Source organism: Halomarina litorea (assembly GCF_024227715.1).
GTDB lineage: Archaea > Halobacteriota > Halobacteria > Halobacteriales > Haloarculaceae > Halomarina > Halomarina litorea.
Map to the genome: position 1 here is coordinate 36,646 of NZ_CP100449.1, position 16,301 is coordinate 52,946.

Genomic DNA, 16,301 nt, shown 5'->3' on the forward strand with positions numbered 1-16,301 from the left:
CTGCTACGCTGCTGGTCAGTCGCGTTTCTTGATCAGGGTTCTGGTTTCGGCCACGACGACGTCTTCTCCGTCCTGATTGACGCCTTTTTCTTCGAGGACCACAACACCACTGCTCTCGTCCTTTTCGTCGAGGTCGAGGACGGTGAGTTCGGTGTGGACCGTATCACCGATCATCACCGGATTGGTGAAACGGGCCTTGTCTATCCCGTAAAACGCGATAACGGAATCCTCGATGAGGCCAGTCTGCACTTTTTGCCCTTCCATGACGTTGAGGACGAGATAGCCGTACACGAGCCGACCGCCGAACTCTGTCGCCTCCATCTTCCCCTTGTCGAGGTGTATCGGGTCGAAATTACCGCTCAACCCGGCGTAGTTGAGTTGGTCCGCTTCGGTTATCGTCCGAGCATTCGTAGTAAACGTCTCACCAATATCCAGTTCGTCGAAGTATTTTGACTCCATACAGCCACCACAGTAATTGAGCGTCTTGATAAATGTTCGCATGGGCCACTCGTTCTAGTCGTGAATCGAGCGATAGACGGGCTATTTTCGGTTGAGAAACGCTTGGATGCGGTCTTGCGCCTCGTCTGTTTCGAATGCCTGGTGGAAATTCACGAGCTGGTGAACGTTGGCCTCTCGAGTCGGGTTGTCACGAGCAGCCACTAACGTTTCCTTCGTCAGTTCGACAGACGGAGATGTCTTCTCGATAATGCTATCCGCCATCTCTCTGATCGCTTCGTCAAGGTCACCAGGCTCGACTACCCGGTTGAATATCTTGAGGTCAGCTGCTTCGTCAGCGTCGACCGTCCTCCCAGTTAGACAGAGTTCCGCCGCCACTCCGTATCCGACGAGGTCGATGAGTCGTTTGGCCATCGGAACGACGCCGACGTTGATTTCTGCCTCGCTGAACGATCCGTTCGTCGATGCGACCCTGATATCACACGAGAGGAGGAGTTCCGCTCCGCCGCCAAACGCGACACCGTTTACCCCGGCGATTGTCGGAACTGGACCAGTGTCGAGCAGTTCGCACAGATCTCCGAGTCGCCGGTTGTAGTGGAGTTGCTCAGACGCATCCCGTTCGGCGAATTCACTGATATCAGCTCCGGCTGAGAACGCCTTCTTTCCGTCACCACGAACGACGATGACTCGAGAATGGTCGTCCTCGTGGACGGCCTCGACAGCCGTGATGAGGTCCTCGATGACTTGGAGGCTGAGTGCGTTGTGTTTCTCGACACGGTCGATAGTGAGCCACGCGATACTGTCTTCTCTCGACATCTCTACCGCCTCAAGCTCGACTGGCATACATGTGGTATCTCGTAACACGATAGTTAAACCTTTAGGCGGATCTCGGACCAACTTCCCCAGAGGGTACGCTGAGATTTGTGGAGAAGCATTAAGTGGTATGGTCACACTTGGCAAGACGGGCTAACGAATGCCAACGTACGATTTCGAGGGGAAGGTAGCGTTCGTCACTGGTGCAGCACGTGGTCAGGGACGCTCGCACGCAGTCGAGTTCGCGAAAAGCGGAGCTGACGTCGCTGTGGGTGATCTTCGCACCGACGGCGGGCTAGCTGAGACGGCCGAACTTGTCGAAGCGGAGGGACAAGAATCACTCGCTTTGGAAGTGGACGTAAGCCAACTCGAGGCGGTCCGCCGAGCTGTGGACCGGATCGAAGACCGGTTCGGTCAAATCGATATCTTGGTCAACAACGCAGGTGTCTGGGAGGTAGCGGATCCATTCGAGGTTGACGAGTCCACCTGGGACAGAACTCTAGATGTCAACCTCAAGGGGGCGTGGCTTTGTGCTGCAGAAGTCGCAAACCGGATGGCTGAGCAGAGCTCGGGCGGGGCTATCGTCAACATCTCGTCCGTCGCGGGCTTGGTCGGCTTTCCAGGATCGGTCCATTATTCCGCCAGCAAGCATGGTATCGTCGGCCTCACGAAGACGATGGCCATCGAGTATGCGAGTCATGGTATCAACGTCAACGCTGTGTGCCCAGGTTCGGTCAACACGCAGATGATGCGACAGGGGCTCGCCGATGCACAGGCGCAGGACACACCCCCGGACTTCACGGGCATAGCAGGCTCGTTCAACCTTTTCGACGAAGAGGACAACCCGCTGACCGAGCGCGACATCAGTGAGGCCGTCCTGTGGCTATCGAGCGAGGCTTCGAAGTACGTCACAGGAGTCACACTCCCCGTCGATGCTGGGTTTTCCGCGAAGTGAAGGGCGGACAGTAGCCGAGCGAACAGTAAGTATGACCAATAAGTAAGTCAACAAATCCAATGAAAGCAGCAGTCATCACGGACAGTGGAGGACCAGATGTAATCGAAATCCGAGACGGTGTGCCTCGTCCCGAGGTGGGACCGGGAGACGTACTGGTGAAAGTAGCCGCCTGTGCAGTGAACCACACCGATATATGGGTGAGACGGGGGGTCACAGATGGAATCCCCCCAATCATTCCGGGACTGGACATCGCTGGTGAGGTTGCCGAGACGGGTGCCAACGTCTCGAGTGTCCGTGAAGGTGAGCGGGTCGTGGTCTATCCGATTATCGCCTGCCGCGAGTGTGAGTTCTGCACGAAGGGGGACCCGAGCATGTGCGTCGATTACGGCGCAATCGGGGAAAGTCGAGATGGGGGACATGCAGAATACGTCACCGTTCCAGCTACCAACATCCTATCGCTCCCGGACTCAGTTTCGTTCACGGCCGCCGCTGCAGCCCCCTCAAGTTTCGGAACAGCGTGGCGCGCGCTCATGACGCGGGGAAATCTCACACTCGACGATGACGTTCTCGTCGTCGGCGCCAGCGGATGTGTGGGCCACGCAGCAGTCCAGATCGCGGCCAATGCGGGGGCGAGGGTGCTTGCCTGTACGTCCACCGACGAGAAGGCCACTCGTCTCCGTGACCTCGGTGCCGACCACACTATCGACTACACCGCTGGGGACATTGATGCCGAGGTCAAGGAACTGACCGATGGGCGGGGAGTCGATCTCGCTGTGGAATCTGTCGGTGGTGACGTGTACAAGCAGGCCGCGAAGAGCCTCGCCCGAGGGAGCCGGCTGGTGACGTTCGGGGCGACCACTGGGGATGCTGACGAGGCAATGCTGCAACACATTTTCTGGAAGCAACTCGAAGTCGTCGGCTCGACAGGTGATACCCCATACGAATTCCAGCAGGTAATGGAACGAGTGTTCTCCGATGAACTGACCCCCGTTGTCGATAGTCAAATCCCTCTCTCTGACCTCGCCGACGCTCACGAACGGTTGGAGAACAGGGGGGTGTTCGGGAAGATCATCGTCAAACTGTGATCGTCCTCGGCTGTACACTGCGTCCGAAACTGTAGCCCAAACAGACATCTGGAATCGATACACCGGACAAACGCCCCGACTGTTTCGCCTGGGGAAATTTTAACTCGCCTCACTGTAGTGCATGGGTATGGCTCACTATGATCACGTACCGAAGATAGCACAGTACGACTCTTGGGAGGAGGCTCGACAGCAGTTCGAATGGGACATCCCGGATCAATACAACATCGCGACCGATCTCGTCTCCAGCCACGACGATCGACGTGGAACACTCGCATTGATCTTCGAGGATCTGGACGGGAGCGTTCAAAAGTACACGTTCTACGATCTAGACGTCTTATCGAACCAGGCGGCGAACCTCCTGACTGATTACGGAATCGAACGAGGAGACCGGGTCGCGGTCAATCTCCCGAACCTTCCGGAGACTGTCGTCACACATCTGGCCGTCTACAAGCTCGGCGGGGTCGTCGTTCCACTCTCGAAGTTGTTCGGTCCCGATGCACTCGAGTACCGGCTCCGAGATAGCGGATCGAGGATGTTCGTCGGCGATGCGAACGGTCTCGATAAAATCACTCCACTCCTCGATACGCTCCCCGACTTGGACGTCTTAGCGTCTGTCGAGCAGGACGACAGGAGCGACGTCTCGCTCCGTGAACGTCTCGAGGACTACGATCGATCATTCGACACCGTGGACACGAGCAAGGACGACGATGCTCTACTCGTCTACACGAGCGGTACGACCGGAGATCCGAAAGGCGTACTTCACGGCCATCGGTACGTCGCCGGTTACTTACCGGGGTTCGAGATGTGGAACAACCTTCAAATCGGACCGGACCAGATGTACTGGTCTCCTGGTGACTGGGCGTGGGTTGGAAGCCTGGTCGCCCATCTCTACAGTGCGTGGCACTACGGGAAGCCCTACGTGAGTCGGCTCAAAGACGACGGGTTCGACCCACACTGGGGGTTCGAAACCATCGAGAAGTTCGGAGTGACGAACGCCTTCATTCCTCCCACAGCGCTCAAGATGATGATGGGGCTCGGTGACGCTGTAGAGGAGTACGACACATCCAGTCTCCAGGTAATAAGTGTCGGCGGTGAACCGTGTAGTGCCGAGCTCGTTCGTTGGGTCGAGGGGACGCTCGATGCGACGCTCGTCGATCTATTCGGTCAGACTGAGGCGAACATGCTCATCGCGAACTCGCCAACGTGGTTCGATATCAAACCGGGAAGCATGGGAAAGCCAGTACCGGGGAGCACTGTCGCGATACTCGACGAGGACGGCAACGTCGCTGATGTCGGGACGATGGGGGAAGTAGCGCTGAGAAAGCCCGCTCCCGTCATGTTCAAGCGTTATTGGAAAAAACCCGACAAGACAGCGTCCACGTTCATCGATGATTGGATGCTAACCGGGGATATGGCCGTAAAGGACGAAGACGGATATTTCTGGTACAAATCACGGAAGGACGACGTCATCATCACGGCGGGTTACCGGGTCGGCCCCGCGGAGGTCGAAGACACTCTCATCGAGCATCCTGCTGTCGGGGACGTGGCAGTCGTCGGCGTCGACGACGAGGTGCGCGGGGAAGTGATCAAAGCATTCGTCAAACTTCTGGACGGTGAGGTCCCCTCTGATGAACTCCGGGAAGACATCTCGTCGTTCGTGAAGAATCGACTAGCGAAGTACGAGTACCCTCGAGAGATCGAATTCGTCGAGGAGTTCCCGACCACGACTACCGGGAAAGTCCAACGCCGGAAACTACGGGGCGGCGAGTAGAATTCACGGATAACAACCATAAGTCGAACAGTAACATATTTATCCTCCGATGCGTTCGACCTGATACAGGATGTCAAAAGGTAGCACTACCCGGAGGTCCTTACTGGCGACTGCTGGTACGGGAATCGCAGCCGGGCTCGCAGGTTGTACGGGAGGCGACGACGGTGACAACGGTAGTGATGGAAACGGAACTGGAGGAGGCGGTGGTGGTGGTGGCGGTAACGATAGTGGCGGCAGTGGTGGTGGCGGTAACGGCGCCGTGAAGTTCGGGCTCGTGACCTTCCAGTCCGGTCCGTACTCTGCGTTTGGCGATGACATCGTCGCCGCCACCAAGATGCTCGTAAACAACTGGAACGAACAAGGCGGGCTTCAGGGGCAGGAGATCCAACTTTCGACGAGAGACACTGAAGGGGATGCCCAGAAGGCAATCCAGGAGGCACGGGAGTTGGTGGAAAGTGAGGGCATCGACATAATGGGCTGTTTCCTCAGCACGCCGGAGGCGCGTGCGGCGATGAACGTAGCCGGTCGAAACCAAACACCGCTCATCACCTGCTCTACGGGGGCACGGTTGCTCGTCGAGCAGGCATGCAACCCATACGCGTTCCGGGGACCGACCTCGACCCTCGCGAAAGCAAAGGCCGGAGGTCCGACTGGAGTCGAGGAATTCGGTTCGAACGTGTTCCAATTGAACCCCGACTACAGCTGGGGGAAGGAGATTAAACAGGACTGGCAGACGGTTATCGAGGACAACGGCGGAAGCGTCGTCGACAGTATGTACGTCGAACTCGGTGCCTCGGACTTCTCGACGGCAATCTCGCGGATTCAGAGTGCCGACCCGGACTGGATTCAGGTCGGGTTCGCCGGCTCGGGCGCCGTGTCGTTCATGACACAAGCAAACCAACAAGGACTCGAATACCCACAGTTCCACCACGTCCTCTACGAACAGACCGTGAGCGGAGCCTCTGGAGACATCTTCAACACGGTTCCCGTGTATACCCCGACGGAGTACACGTATCAGATCGACACGGGAGCTAACAATCAGTTCGTCGAGGCGTTCAACAGTGAGTTCGGACGCAACCCGAGTCTTGCTGCCGGAAATGCGTACCGCCACCTGGACGCCGGATTCAAAGGGATGGACGGAGCTGACAGTCTCGAGGCGGACGCACTGGTTTCAGCCTTCGAGGGCTGGAGCGGTAGCGTCATCACTGGCGATTACACCATCCGCGCCTGCGATCACCAGGGAGAGTACCCGGTGTACATCGCGCAGGTCGACCAAGTCAGTAGCGAGGGTGCAGTCTCCTGGAACGTCCAGGGTACCGTGGCCTCCGACCAGATACTGTTGAGCTGTGAGGAACAGACCTCGCGACTAGAGTGCGACCTCGGAGAATGATGTACCACGACGACTCGCTATGATACCCGACTGCCTGTGTATTGGCACCGCCGTCATGCTCGCACCTCTGCAGTCTGGACTGGGTGCGGTAATCCAGGGAGTGTACAGTGGGCTCTCGTACGGTATGATTCTCGTCATGACCGCTGCCGGGTTGTCGCTGGTCTTCGGACTGATGGGAGTGATCAACTTCGCACACGGAGAACTGTACGCGATTGGTGCGTACTCCGGGTTCGTCCTCTTTGGAATCACTGGGAGCTTTCCCGTCGCGATCGTCGCGGCCATAATCGGAGGAATCGCCATCGGAAGTGTACTCGAAATCGGTGTCATTCGGCCACTCTACGATCGGGATCCCATCTACCAACTTCCAGCGACGTTCGGGGTCGCTATCGTGATGATAGAGGGTATCAAGTTCGTCCTTGGCTCCGACAGTAAGCCCTTCCCTATCCCTAACTATCTGTCAGGGACGTTCACCGTTGGTAGCTACTCGTTTGGCCTGTACAGGCTCTTCCTGATCGTCTCCGGTGTCATCCTCGTCGGGCTCCTATGGGTCTTCCTCCAGAGGAGCAAGTATGGGTTGATAATTCGAGCCGCAATCTTCGACACCGAGATGGTCCAGTCGATGGGGTACAACGTCTCACGTACCTATACGTTCATCTTCGCACTGGGGGCCGCATACGCCGCTATCGCGGGGGTACTGATTGCACCGTTGTTCGGACTGTTCCCGGGGATGGGTCATCAGATTATCATCATCACGTTCATCGTCGTCGTCGTCGGTGGACTCGGGAGTTTCAAGGGCGTAATCGCGAGCGGCCTACTAATCGGGCTCGCTCAGTCGTTCGGACGGATCTACGTGCCGTCGCTCTCTGAAGCACTACCGTTCCTGCTCATGATAGCTATTATTCTGTACCGCCCGCAGGGGCTATTCGGCGTCGAGGGGGTGTTCACCGAGTAATATGAGTGATAGAACCTCAACCACTGGAGCGATGAAGGCACAGATCAGCGAGGCGAAGGTCGCCCTCCTAGACCGCCTCCCATCGGAAGTCATCACGGTGTTCCCGTTAGCTGTCGCGGTCGCACTCGTTGCAATCGGACCGCTCCTCGCTCCACACCAGCTTTCCATCCTCAACCAGATCCTCATCCTGGGTATCTTCGGGATGGCGTACGACCTTCTCTTCGGGTACACGGGGTTGATGTCTTTTGGCCACGCCGCGTTCTTCGGCGGCGGGACGTACACCGCAGTGTACCTGACGGCAGAGTTCGGCCTGCCGCTGTTGGTCATCATCGCCGCTGCGATAGTGCTCGGTGCAGTTCTGGCTTCGTTGATTGGGATCGTGTCCCTGCAGACGACAGGGGTTTACTTCTCGATGATTACGCTGGCGATGGCACAGCTGCTGTACATCTTGACAGTCAGGCTCGGTGACTCTCTCGGTGGTGCGTCGGGACTCTCTATCTTCGACCGGCCCACAACGCTCCTTCCGATAGACCTCGGCGATCAATTCCAATTCTTCGTCGTGACCGTCGTGATACTATTAGTCACGTATCTGGTGCTCCAGCGGGTGCTGAAATCGCCTGTCGGAGACGTCTTCCGAGCGATTCGCGAAAACGAGGAACGGGCGGAGATGCTCGGGTACAACACGTTCTATTACAAGCTCGCTGCCCTAACGCTCTCGGGGTCCGTCTCCGCAGTCGCCGGTGTGCTGTACGGTCTGTTCCTGTATTTTGCCTCGCCAACGTTCCTCAACTGGACGATGTCCGGTGACGTCCTCCTGCAGACGCTCTTCGGTGGCGCAGGGACGCTCTTCGGACCTGTCGTTGGGGCAGGGTTCGTCGTTCTACTCGACGAGTTCCTCAGTCCGATAACAGACCAGTGGCGACTGATGGTCGGTGCCGCGTTCGTCCTCGTAGTGCTGTTCTTCCCGGAGGGAATCGTCGGACTCCTCACCTCCGACGACAGAGAGTAACGATGTATCGCTCATATCATACTTCGACGACCGAATCGGCCGGACAGACGACAAGATACAAATGCGGGTGCGAAAACTGATAGCACATGCTACTTACTACCAAGAACCTCACGAAGCGGTTCGGTGGCCTCGTCGCGGTAGACGACGTTACGATCGAAGTTCAGGAGGGAGAGCTCAGGTCTGTTATCGGGCCGAACGGGGCCGGGAAGACGACCTTCTTCAACCTCATCACTGGTCTGCTGGAGCCCTCAGAGGGGGAAATAATGTTCAACGGGGACCCAATCACCCACGAAAAGCCCGAGGCGCGCGTAAAAAAGGGAATCGCACGCTCGTTTCAGGTGACAAATATCTTCCCGGGGCTCTCGGTGAAACGAAACATCAGGATCTCGCTCCAGAACAGTGCGGGATACGGCCGAAACTTCTGGTCGCAAGTCGACGGAATCGAGAGTCTCGACCGACGGGTCGACGAAATCATCGACGAAATCGGTATCACAGCGAGCCCGGAGACGGTCGCCTCCACGATGTCTCACGGCGAGAAACGGCTATTGGAGATCGCCTTAGTCGTTGCGCAGAATCCCTCGATAATCCTGCTCGACGAGCCAGCTGCTGGAATGTCTGCCGAAGAAACTCGGGAAGTTGTCGACCTGATACGTTCACTGAACGAGGACTACACGATAATGCTCATCGAACACGATATCGACCTCATCATGGAGCTCTCGGACAAGATTACTGTGCTGGCAGATGGGTCAGTGATTACGGAAGGGAAACCTGACGAAGTTGCGGCGAACGAAGACGTACAGGCGGCCTATCTCGGGGGGACCGTCTAACATGAGCTCCCTGCTAGAGGTCGACGACATCGACACGTACTACGGGGACTCGCACATCCTCCACGGGACGTCGCTCCACGTCAACGAGGGGGAGGTCGTCTCGTTGCTGGGGCGCAACGGCGTCGGTAAGACGACGACGCTCCGCAGTATCCTCGGTCACACCCCTCCGTCCTCGGGGTCCATCAGCTTCGACGGGAACGACATCACCGGAGAACCTCCGGATCGAATCTCGCGCCGAGGAATCGGCTGGGTTCCGGAGGATCGGAAGATATTCCCCTCACTCACAGTCGAGGAGAACCTCGAGCTGGCGATCCGGAACGACAGTGTGGCGACCGAGACGGCATACGAGTACTTCCCGAAACTGGACGACTTGTCCAACGCCCTCGGCCGTCAGCTGAGTGGTGGTGAACAGCAGATGCTCGCTATCGCTCGTGGGCTACTCGGTGACTTCGATATGCTTCTCATCGACGAGCCGACCGAGGGGCTGGCGCCGCTTATCGTCGAAGACGTTATCGAGGCGCTCGACACGATTCGTGACGACATCACCATACTGCTAGTCGAACAGAACGTTGAGGCCGTCTCGGAGATCTCTGACCGGATATATATGATGACGAAAGGGAAGGTAGTCGCGGAAACGGACGACCTCCAGCGGGACTCGGACCTTATCGATCGGTACTTGAAGGTCTCGACTGGTGTCTAGCGCCCGTTGGACAACCGGGCCGTCGAAGGCTAGTCGCCCCTGTCTCCTCTCAATTGCGGAATTGTTCGTGGAACGTGGTGTTACCCCCCGGTAGATTTATTAACACGTTCCCATCACCTGCTTGATGAGGATACGGCAATGACCAACACGATATCGGTTAGCACGGACGCCCCGGTAGCACAGATAACCCTGGACCGACCGAAGGTACTGAACGCCATTAACGGTGAGTTGGCAATCGAACTTCGCGACACGTTCGAGCGACTCGACGACGACGAAGAGGTACTCGTGGTCCACATCATGGGACGAGGGGAGTCGTTCTCGTCGGGGTTCGACCTCAACGAGCTCAAAGACGACATGGGGGGGATGTCGTACGAGAACTTCGAGCGGCACGCGGGGGGGAAACGAGCTCTGCAGGACCTTAGCCGTCTCGTCGATTCGACGGATATGATCGTCGTCTCGACCGTCGAGGGAAACACACTCGGTGCGGGACTGGAGCTCGCGGTCATCTCCGACATCGCGGTGGCTGCGGAATCGGCGACACTCGGGTTTCCCGAGACCGAGATCGGACTATCGATTACGAACGGCGTCACGAATCTGCTGCCACGAGCGGTCGGGCTTCAACGAGCTAAGCTACTCGTCCTCACCGGCGAGCGCATCTCGGGACAGGAGGCGGCCACTCTAGGACTGGTCGCGGAGGCCGTCCCGGACGATGAGGTGGAGAATCGAAGCGAGGAGATCATCGAGAGTTTATTAGAGAAATCCCCTTCGGGCCTCGTGGCGGCCAAGCATCTGCTCAATTACGGTCGAGAGGGTGAGTACGAGGACTCACTCGAACGCGAGCTCAATGCTGGGCTTCGACTACTGCAAACAGAGGAGTATCAACACGCGCTTGGGGAGTTCTTCGATAGCTGATACCGCGAGTTGGCGGTTCGAGATATAAATCGTACCGAATGGTAGCTCCGAGCGTAATAACTGTTCACAGAGCAATCACTTCGCTCTCGGGGATTCGACGGTCAATCGACCATCTCCTCGAGTCGCTGCCGGTCAAGCTTCCCGACATCCGTGGTCGGGAGCTCTTCGACGACGAACACTGCTCTCGGGCGCTTGTAGGCCGCCATCGCGTCCTTCGCCCAGTCGACGATGGCATCTGAGCTCAGTGTCTCGTCGGGTGACGTGACGAACGAGACTACCTCCTCACCCTTGGCATCGTGTGTTCTTCCGACGACCGCAGCGTTGTCGATGGCATCGTGTTCCTTGAGAATCTGCTCGACTTCGGCCGGCGAAACCGAGTAGCCACTGGTCTTGATCATGTTCTTACGACGACCGAGGAAGTATAGGAACCCCTCTTCGGTCATCCTCCCGACGTCGCCGGTGAGGACGTAGTCGTCGTAGAATGACTCTCTCGTCTCTTCGGGCTTGTTCAAGTAGCCTTTCATGACAGAGGGTGACTTCACGCTGATTTCGCCCGTCTCACCGAGTGGCACTTCGTCGTGGGTGTCCCAATCGCGAACGACGATGTCGACTCCGTGTGACGGTCGACCGACGAACCCCTCCTCAACGACTCCTAGCCCGCGGGTGAACGTGTCCATCGTGTGGGTCTCGCTGAGTCCGTAGGCGGCCTCGAACATCTCTCCTTCCGTGACCTCGTGCCACTTCTGGCACAACTCCTCGGTGAGTGCCTGCCCGAAGCTTGTCGTCGGGGTGCGCTCGAGGGATGTGAGGGCGTATTGTTCGACATCCGATTCACCGAGAACACTTCGAACCATCGGCGTCGTCAACCAACTCATCGTCGGTCGATGGGCGTCGATGGCTTCGAGCAAAGCGTCGGGCGAGTACCGGGTGAGTAGAACCGTCGTTCCTCCACTGACCATGGGGGTATCTACGCCGAACAACTTCCCAGCAACGTGGAATATTGGCATCACTTCGAGGAATCGGGTGGCGTCGTTGTACCCCATCGCCGTCGCGTTGCTGGCGGCCTTGTACAAGATAGTACGGTGCGTGTGTTTGCAGCCTTTCGGCATCCCTGTCGTCCCCGAGGTGTACTGAAGGAGCGCGACGTCGTCCATCGCTGTCTCAGGAGTTTGCTCTATTCGGTTAGTCTCGTCGAGTACCGACGACAGGTACCTCGTGCTATCGCCTGTCGGTTGCCGGTCGGTCTCGATCGCGTCGGTCATGTCATCGTGGAGGTCCGGTGTCGGGTCGTCGGGGAGGTACGTCTCGAGCCGAGTGTAGACGACATCCTCCAGCGATGACTCCCCTCTTACACTCTCGACGACGTCCGAATACGTATCCTGCGCCAAGACGACATCGACGTCACCATCGTCCAATTGATAGCTCACTCGGTGCCCCTTGGCCATCGGACTGCAGGGGCTCGCTCGGAGGCCGAGTCTGTGCGCTGCGTAGTACCCGATGTAGTACTGTGGAGAATTCTGAAGGAAGAGAAGGAGTGTATCTCCTCGTCCGTATCCTCGACTCGTGAGGAACTGTGCGAATCGGTCTACGGCGTCATCCAGCTCGCGATAGCTTATCTCGTTACCGTAGTAATTGATGACGGAATTTTCCGGTGTCTCGTTGGCCCACTGGGAGAGATACTGATGGAGTGGTTGCTCTCCTAAAGGGGATCTCGGTTCAGGCTCGATAGCCGCTGGATACTGATTAGGCGCTGTAGTCACCATCGGTACTTGGGTTTATCTGAGCGATTGTTATCAATTGACGGGGTGGGGAGAGAGGCCAACTTTTCGTTAGATGGACCGATACATATGCCAGTAATAATTCCCTCTCGGCATTATCTATTCAAACCAATTCAAGAAGTGAACAGCCCCTTGAGTTAATCGTCTAAAATGTCTCGAAGACCTGCTCAATGAGTCGTTTGCAGCCAATTTAAAAGTATATTGGGTGCGTGAGCGGACGGCTGTTCACTTAGAGAATAGCTTCTATTCTCGCTGAATTAAGCGTTGAAGCTCTCACCAAGCGATTTTTCCATGGGTACATCAGCTTGCTGACAGCGTTTCTGACCCCCTGACAGCGCAGCCGTCGCGGGTCGAAGTTGATGAGACCGCTGTCAAAATAAATGGCGAGTAGTCTTGGCTATACGTTACAATAGACATCGACGAAAAGCTGCTTGTTGACGTGCCGTTGTTCGAACGGCACGGAACTGACTCGGCGACTGCATTCCTTCATGGTGTCGCCGAGAAGCACGATTGTGAGGACCTTACGCTTCTCACCGATGCCTTCGGCTATCGGACTACCTTCGTTCGATTAGGGCTGAACATCGGGTCGACTGTACAGACCGAAACCTCATCGAAAGGTGGTTTCACACGTCCAAAATGAAGGTCAATCATTTCCACGATTCGTGGGTGGAGAGTCGGCGGAGCGTCCGTCATTGGCTTGTAGTGTTCATTCATTACTATAATTTTCAGCGGCCGCATCAATCGCTCGATGGACGAACGCCAGCTCGGGAGGGTAGCTAGACAGTGATGCCGATTACACATCAGCAAATAGTTGATATAAACTTGACGAATTGAGAACGAACGGCATTTTTGCACCCTCAAAGCTAGTTATATTATTAATATATCTGACGTCTTATGATATTGTTCTTCATGACCCATACAACTTACTGAAAACGCGTCTTGTGTGGTCAATGCAGCATCAGAGACCAAAGGACTCTGTATGAGACGCAGCTGACCTTCATACTCACCCTCGGCACATCGCGTGGCGATTCGGTGCCACCACGAACGAGCGGTGCCAGGTACAGAGACCGCTCAGATGGCGGCACTGTCGCTTCACCGACCTTGACCGAGGGGCTCCTCAATCTGGTCCAACGGTCAGCGGCCGCCGAGAAAAATTGCTCCTTGCTTCTACCACGTATCCGGCGAGGAATCGTCTGAGGGACTCGCTCTCCTCCTGAATCCGCTTTACACCACCGGGGTTCGCCCGCTGAACTCCGTTTACATGGTCGTCTTTGTAGCTGAGATACGAATGGAGGCGTGCGGCTGAAAGGTGCATGGGAGCCGGGTCGGTCGGATCGACCAAGCAACTGTACCTGATGAGCTCTTTCGGGTCGCCGCCATCGCTGAAATCCGAGCGTCCGGCCACAGTTCTTGGACGAAACTGTCGAGTGCGGGCGCATCTGACGAGTCAATCACAACGGGGTACGTCTCTCCACTGGGTAGAAGAGGACGTAGAACGACCGAGCCATCTCTCGCCAGACTGATTGGGGTGAGCCCCCGTTCGAATTCCAGAACCGCCCCACGGTAGTCCCCAAGTGTGTCGGCGGTCCCCTCGATTGACAGTGTGGAGCACCGTGTCTACGAGGTGCCCAAACACCGTTGAGCTGCTCTTGTGGCTCGCTGGCGCAGATTGAGCGTGCTGACCGGACTCGGGACAGACTTGACCGACGCGCCCCCTCGATGGGCACTACGGCGTCTGCTCCCGTGAAGCGACAATTTGGATTGGTAAGCACGACACTCGTCCAACCCCTGTCCTCCCTCTCGGTGTGACCAGGACACAATCATGGGTACATCCCGATGCCGTCGTCTTTCCTTCTGACATCTATGCCAATAGTTCTGGCAGTTCTGGAATCGACCCCCCGACTGGTATATACATCGCGGAATGAACACCCAAACGACGATGATTACCGACGCTCGCGTGCTCCGTGCCGACTTCGTTCCACGGGACGTCGAGTACCGCGATTCCGAAGTGGATGCACTCACTGCCGTCCTCGAACCCCTCGTCGACGGCGACCCTTCGGCCCCGGCGATCCTCCTTGGACCCTCGGGCGCAGGCAAGACCTGTATCTCGCAGTATACGCTCGAACAACTCCGGCAGGCCGTCCTCGACATCGACGTCCAGTACGTGAACTGCTGGCAGAACTACTCCGAGTACCGGGTACTGTATCGTCTCTTGGAAGGGCTGGGCAAGACCGTCGATATCCACCGACAGTCCACACCGCACGACGAACTGCTCGAACGCCTCCGCCAGTACGACGGCCCACCGTGTGTGGTCATCCTCGACGAGGCCGACCAACTGGAGGACAAGCGGATGCTCTACCACCTGCACTCGCTGCCGAAGTTCACGCTCGTCCTCGTCGCCAACGAAGAGTCTGAAATCTTCTCAGGTGCGGACGACCGTGTGACGAGTCGGTTCGTCGGCGCTGAGCGCATCCAGTTCTACCGCTACACGGTCCCGGAACTCATCGCCATCATGGAGGCGCGCGTCCGGTGGGGCCTCGAACGGGAGGCTGTCGGTGACGAGACGCTCCGGACCGTCGCCGACGTCGCCGCCGGTGATGCCCGCGCCGCACTGAACATCCTCCGGAACGCAGCTCGCCACGCCCAGCAGAAGGGCGTTGAGCGCATCACACCCGACCTGCTGGAAGCGGCCATCCCCGACGCCCGACACGAAGTCCGCCGGAAGAACGTCGATACCCTCACGCCGCATCAGCGCGCGCTGTTCGAACTCGTCGACGAACGCGGTGAGGTCGCTCCCTCAGATCTCTATCGCGAGTACCGCGAGCGCGTCGACTCACCGAAGGCCGACCGAACGGTGCGAAACTACCTCCAGAAGCTCGCACGGTACAACCTGATTCGCATCGAGAGGACGAGTCGGGATCGTCGGTACTGCCGCGTCGACTACTGAACAGCGGACTCGCCCCCTCATCGGATAGCCAGCACCCCTCGATAGGAATGTCGTGGGCGTCGTCAGTCTGTGGCCGGGTCCACGGCCGGCTCCCACGCTTCGTATCCACCGGCCATACTCGCAACCGAGTCGGCATTCCCGTATTTCTCGACGAGTCGCGCTGCCTGAACGGAGGTCTGTCCGACGTAGCAGTAGACGACGACCTCGTCGGCCCAGTCTCGGTCGACAACCGTCTCCTCGAGTTCCTCGACCGTGACGTGTTCGGCGGTCGGGAGATGGTTGTCCTCGTACGCGTCGTCGTCACGGATGTCGATCAGGTCGAACGCCGCGTCGCCTTCGATGCGCTCGTGGACCGCGGCAGGAGTGAGTTCCTCGACCATCACTGTTTCCGGAGATAGATCCGGTAGGTCGCGTTACCGCTCCGCCAGACACGAGCGTCGGCGTCGTCGCCAACGGCCCGCGGGACGTTCTCGGTACAGGGCACGTGGTCCGTCTCCTGGACGAGGAGGTCGCCCGCTTCGAGCTGCTGGAGTCCCTTCTTCGCCTCCACTTGCGGATACGGACACACCTCGCCCACCATGTCCTGGACGAGGTCGGCGTCCTCGAGGAGTTCTTCGGCCTGTTCGTCGCTCAGTTCATCCGGTGCGTCGGTGACGTCGTCGATCGATGGCATTGGTGTCGTGTATGGTGATATCGGTCAGCGAGC

15 protein-coding genes and 1 pseudogene are annotated in these 16,301 nt (G+C 57.6%); 11 read left to right on the forward strand and 5 right to left on the reverse strand.

All coding sequences use genetic code 11. The annotated features are described in order from the left end of the window. Positions 1 to 15: 15 nt before the first annotated feature. A complete protein-coding gene (locus tag NKG96_RS17320) occupies positions 16 to 501 on the reverse strand; it encodes a MaoC/PaaZ C-terminal domain-containing protein (protein ID WP_368409329.1) in 486 nt (161 codons plus the stop codon). A gap of 39 nt (positions 502 to 540) precedes the next feature. Continuing rightward, entirely contained in the window at positions 541 to 1,299 is a 759-nt protein-coding gene (locus tag NKG96_RS17325; protein ID WP_254538385.1) for an enoyl-CoA hydratase/isomerase family protein, read from the reverse strand. Positions 1,300 to 1,429: 130 nt separating this feature from the next. Between NKG96_RS17325 and NKG96_RS17330 the strand changes: the two genes are divergently transcribed. From NKG96_RS17330 to NKG96_RS17370, 9 genes are all read left to right on the forward strand, one after another. Then, positions 1,430 to 2,224: an SDR family NAD(P)-dependent oxidoreductase gene (locus tag NKG96_RS17330; RefSeq protein ID WP_254538386.1), complete on the forward strand. Its 795-nt coding sequence runs from the start codon at positions 1,430 to 1,432 to the stop codon at positions 2,222 to 2,224. Between the two features lie 59 nt (positions 2,225 to 2,283). Then, positions 2,284 to 3,309, forward strand: a complete 1,026-nt coding sequence (locus tag NKG96_RS17335) for an alcohol dehydrogenase catalytic domain-containing protein (protein ID WP_254538387.1) — start codon at positions 2,284 to 2,286, stop codon at positions 3,307 to 3,309. Positions 3,310 to 3,436: 127 nt separating this feature from the next. Continuing rightward, positions 3,437 to 5,080: an acetate--CoA ligase gene (locus NKG96_RS17340; protein WP_254538388.1), complete on the forward strand. Its 1,644-nt coding sequence runs from the start codon at positions 3,437 to 3,439 to the stop codon at positions 5,078 to 5,080. Between the two features lie 259 nt (positions 5,081 to 5,339). Continuing rightward, positions 5,340 to 6,470 (forward strand): ABC transporter substrate-binding protein, encoded by a 1,131-nt coding sequence (locus NKG96_RS17345; RefSeq protein WP_254538389.1) that lies wholly within the window; start codon positions 5,340 to 5,342, stop codon positions 6,468 to 6,470. A 19-nt stretch (positions 6,471 to 6,489) separates the two neighbouring features. Continuing rightward, entirely contained in the window at positions 6,490 to 7,422 is a 933-nt protein-coding gene (locus NKG96_RS17350; protein ID WP_254538390.1) for a branched-chain amino acid ABC transporter permease, read from the forward strand. A 31-nt stretch (positions 7,423 to 7,453) separates the two neighbouring features. After that, complete coding sequence (locus NKG96_RS17355) at positions 7,454 to 8,431, forward strand: branched-chain amino acid ABC transporter permease (protein ID WP_254538391.1); 978 nt, start codon at positions 7,454 to 7,456, stop codon at positions 8,429 to 8,431. An 86-nt stretch (positions 8,432 to 8,517) separates the two neighbouring features. Beyond that, positions 8,518 to 9,258, forward strand: coding sequence for an ABC transporter ATP-binding protein (locus NKG96_RS17360; protein ID WP_254538392.1), 741 nt, complete (start codon positions 8,518 to 8,520; stop codon positions 9,256 to 9,258). Position 9,259: 1 nt separating this feature from the next. After that, on the forward strand, positions 9,260 to 9,958 hold the full coding sequence (locus tag NKG96_RS17365; protein ID WP_254538393.1) for an ABC transporter ATP-binding protein: 699 nt from the start codon (positions 9,260 to 9,262) through the stop codon (positions 9,956 to 9,958). A 138-nt stretch (positions 9,959 to 10,096) separates the two neighbouring features. Further along, entirely contained in the window at positions 10,097 to 10,870 is a 774-nt protein-coding gene (locus tag NKG96_RS17370; protein WP_254538395.1) for an enoyl-CoA hydratase/isomerase family protein, read from the forward strand. 101 nt (positions 10,871 to 10,971) lie between these two features. Here NKG96_RS17370 and NKG96_RS17375 read toward each other — a convergent pair whose 3' ends face one another. Then, a complete protein-coding gene (locus NKG96_RS17375; RefSeq protein WP_254538396.1) occupies positions 10,972 to 12,633 on the reverse strand; it encodes an AMP-binding protein in 1,662 nt (553 codons plus the stop codon). 178 nt (positions 12,634 to 12,811) lie between these two features. Between NKG96_RS17375 and NKG96_RS17380 the strand changes: the two are divergent. Continuing rightward, positions 12,812 to 13,428 (forward strand): annotated as a pseudogene (locus tag NKG96_RS17380) (IS6 family transposase). Between the two features lie 1,159 nt (positions 13,429 to 14,587). Then, a complete protein-coding gene (locus NKG96_RS17385) occupies positions 14,588 to 15,595 on the forward strand; it encodes a Cdc6/Cdc18 family protein (RefSeq protein ID WP_254538397.1) in 1,008 nt (335 codons plus the stop codon). A gap of 62 nt (positions 15,596 to 15,657) precedes the next feature. Here the strand turns inward: NKG96_RS17385 and NKG96_RS17390 are convergent, their stop codons facing one another. Together NKG96_RS17390 and NKG96_RS17395 are read right to left on the reverse strand one after the other, a co-directional pair. Beyond that, complete coding sequence (locus NKG96_RS17390; protein WP_254538398.1) at positions 15,658 to 15,975, reverse strand: rhodanese-like domain-containing protein; 318 nt, start codon at positions 15,973 to 15,975, stop codon at positions 15,658 to 15,660. Then, on the reverse strand, positions 15,975 to 16,268 hold the full coding sequence (locus NKG96_RS17395) for a sulfurtransferase TusA family protein (protein ID WP_254538400.1): 294 nt from the start codon (positions 16,266 to 16,268) through the stop codon (positions 15,975 to 15,977). The genes NKG96_RS17390 and NKG96_RS17395 overlap by 1 nt, the downstream gene beginning before the upstream one ends. Positions 16,269 to 16,301 lie beyond the last annotated feature (33 nt).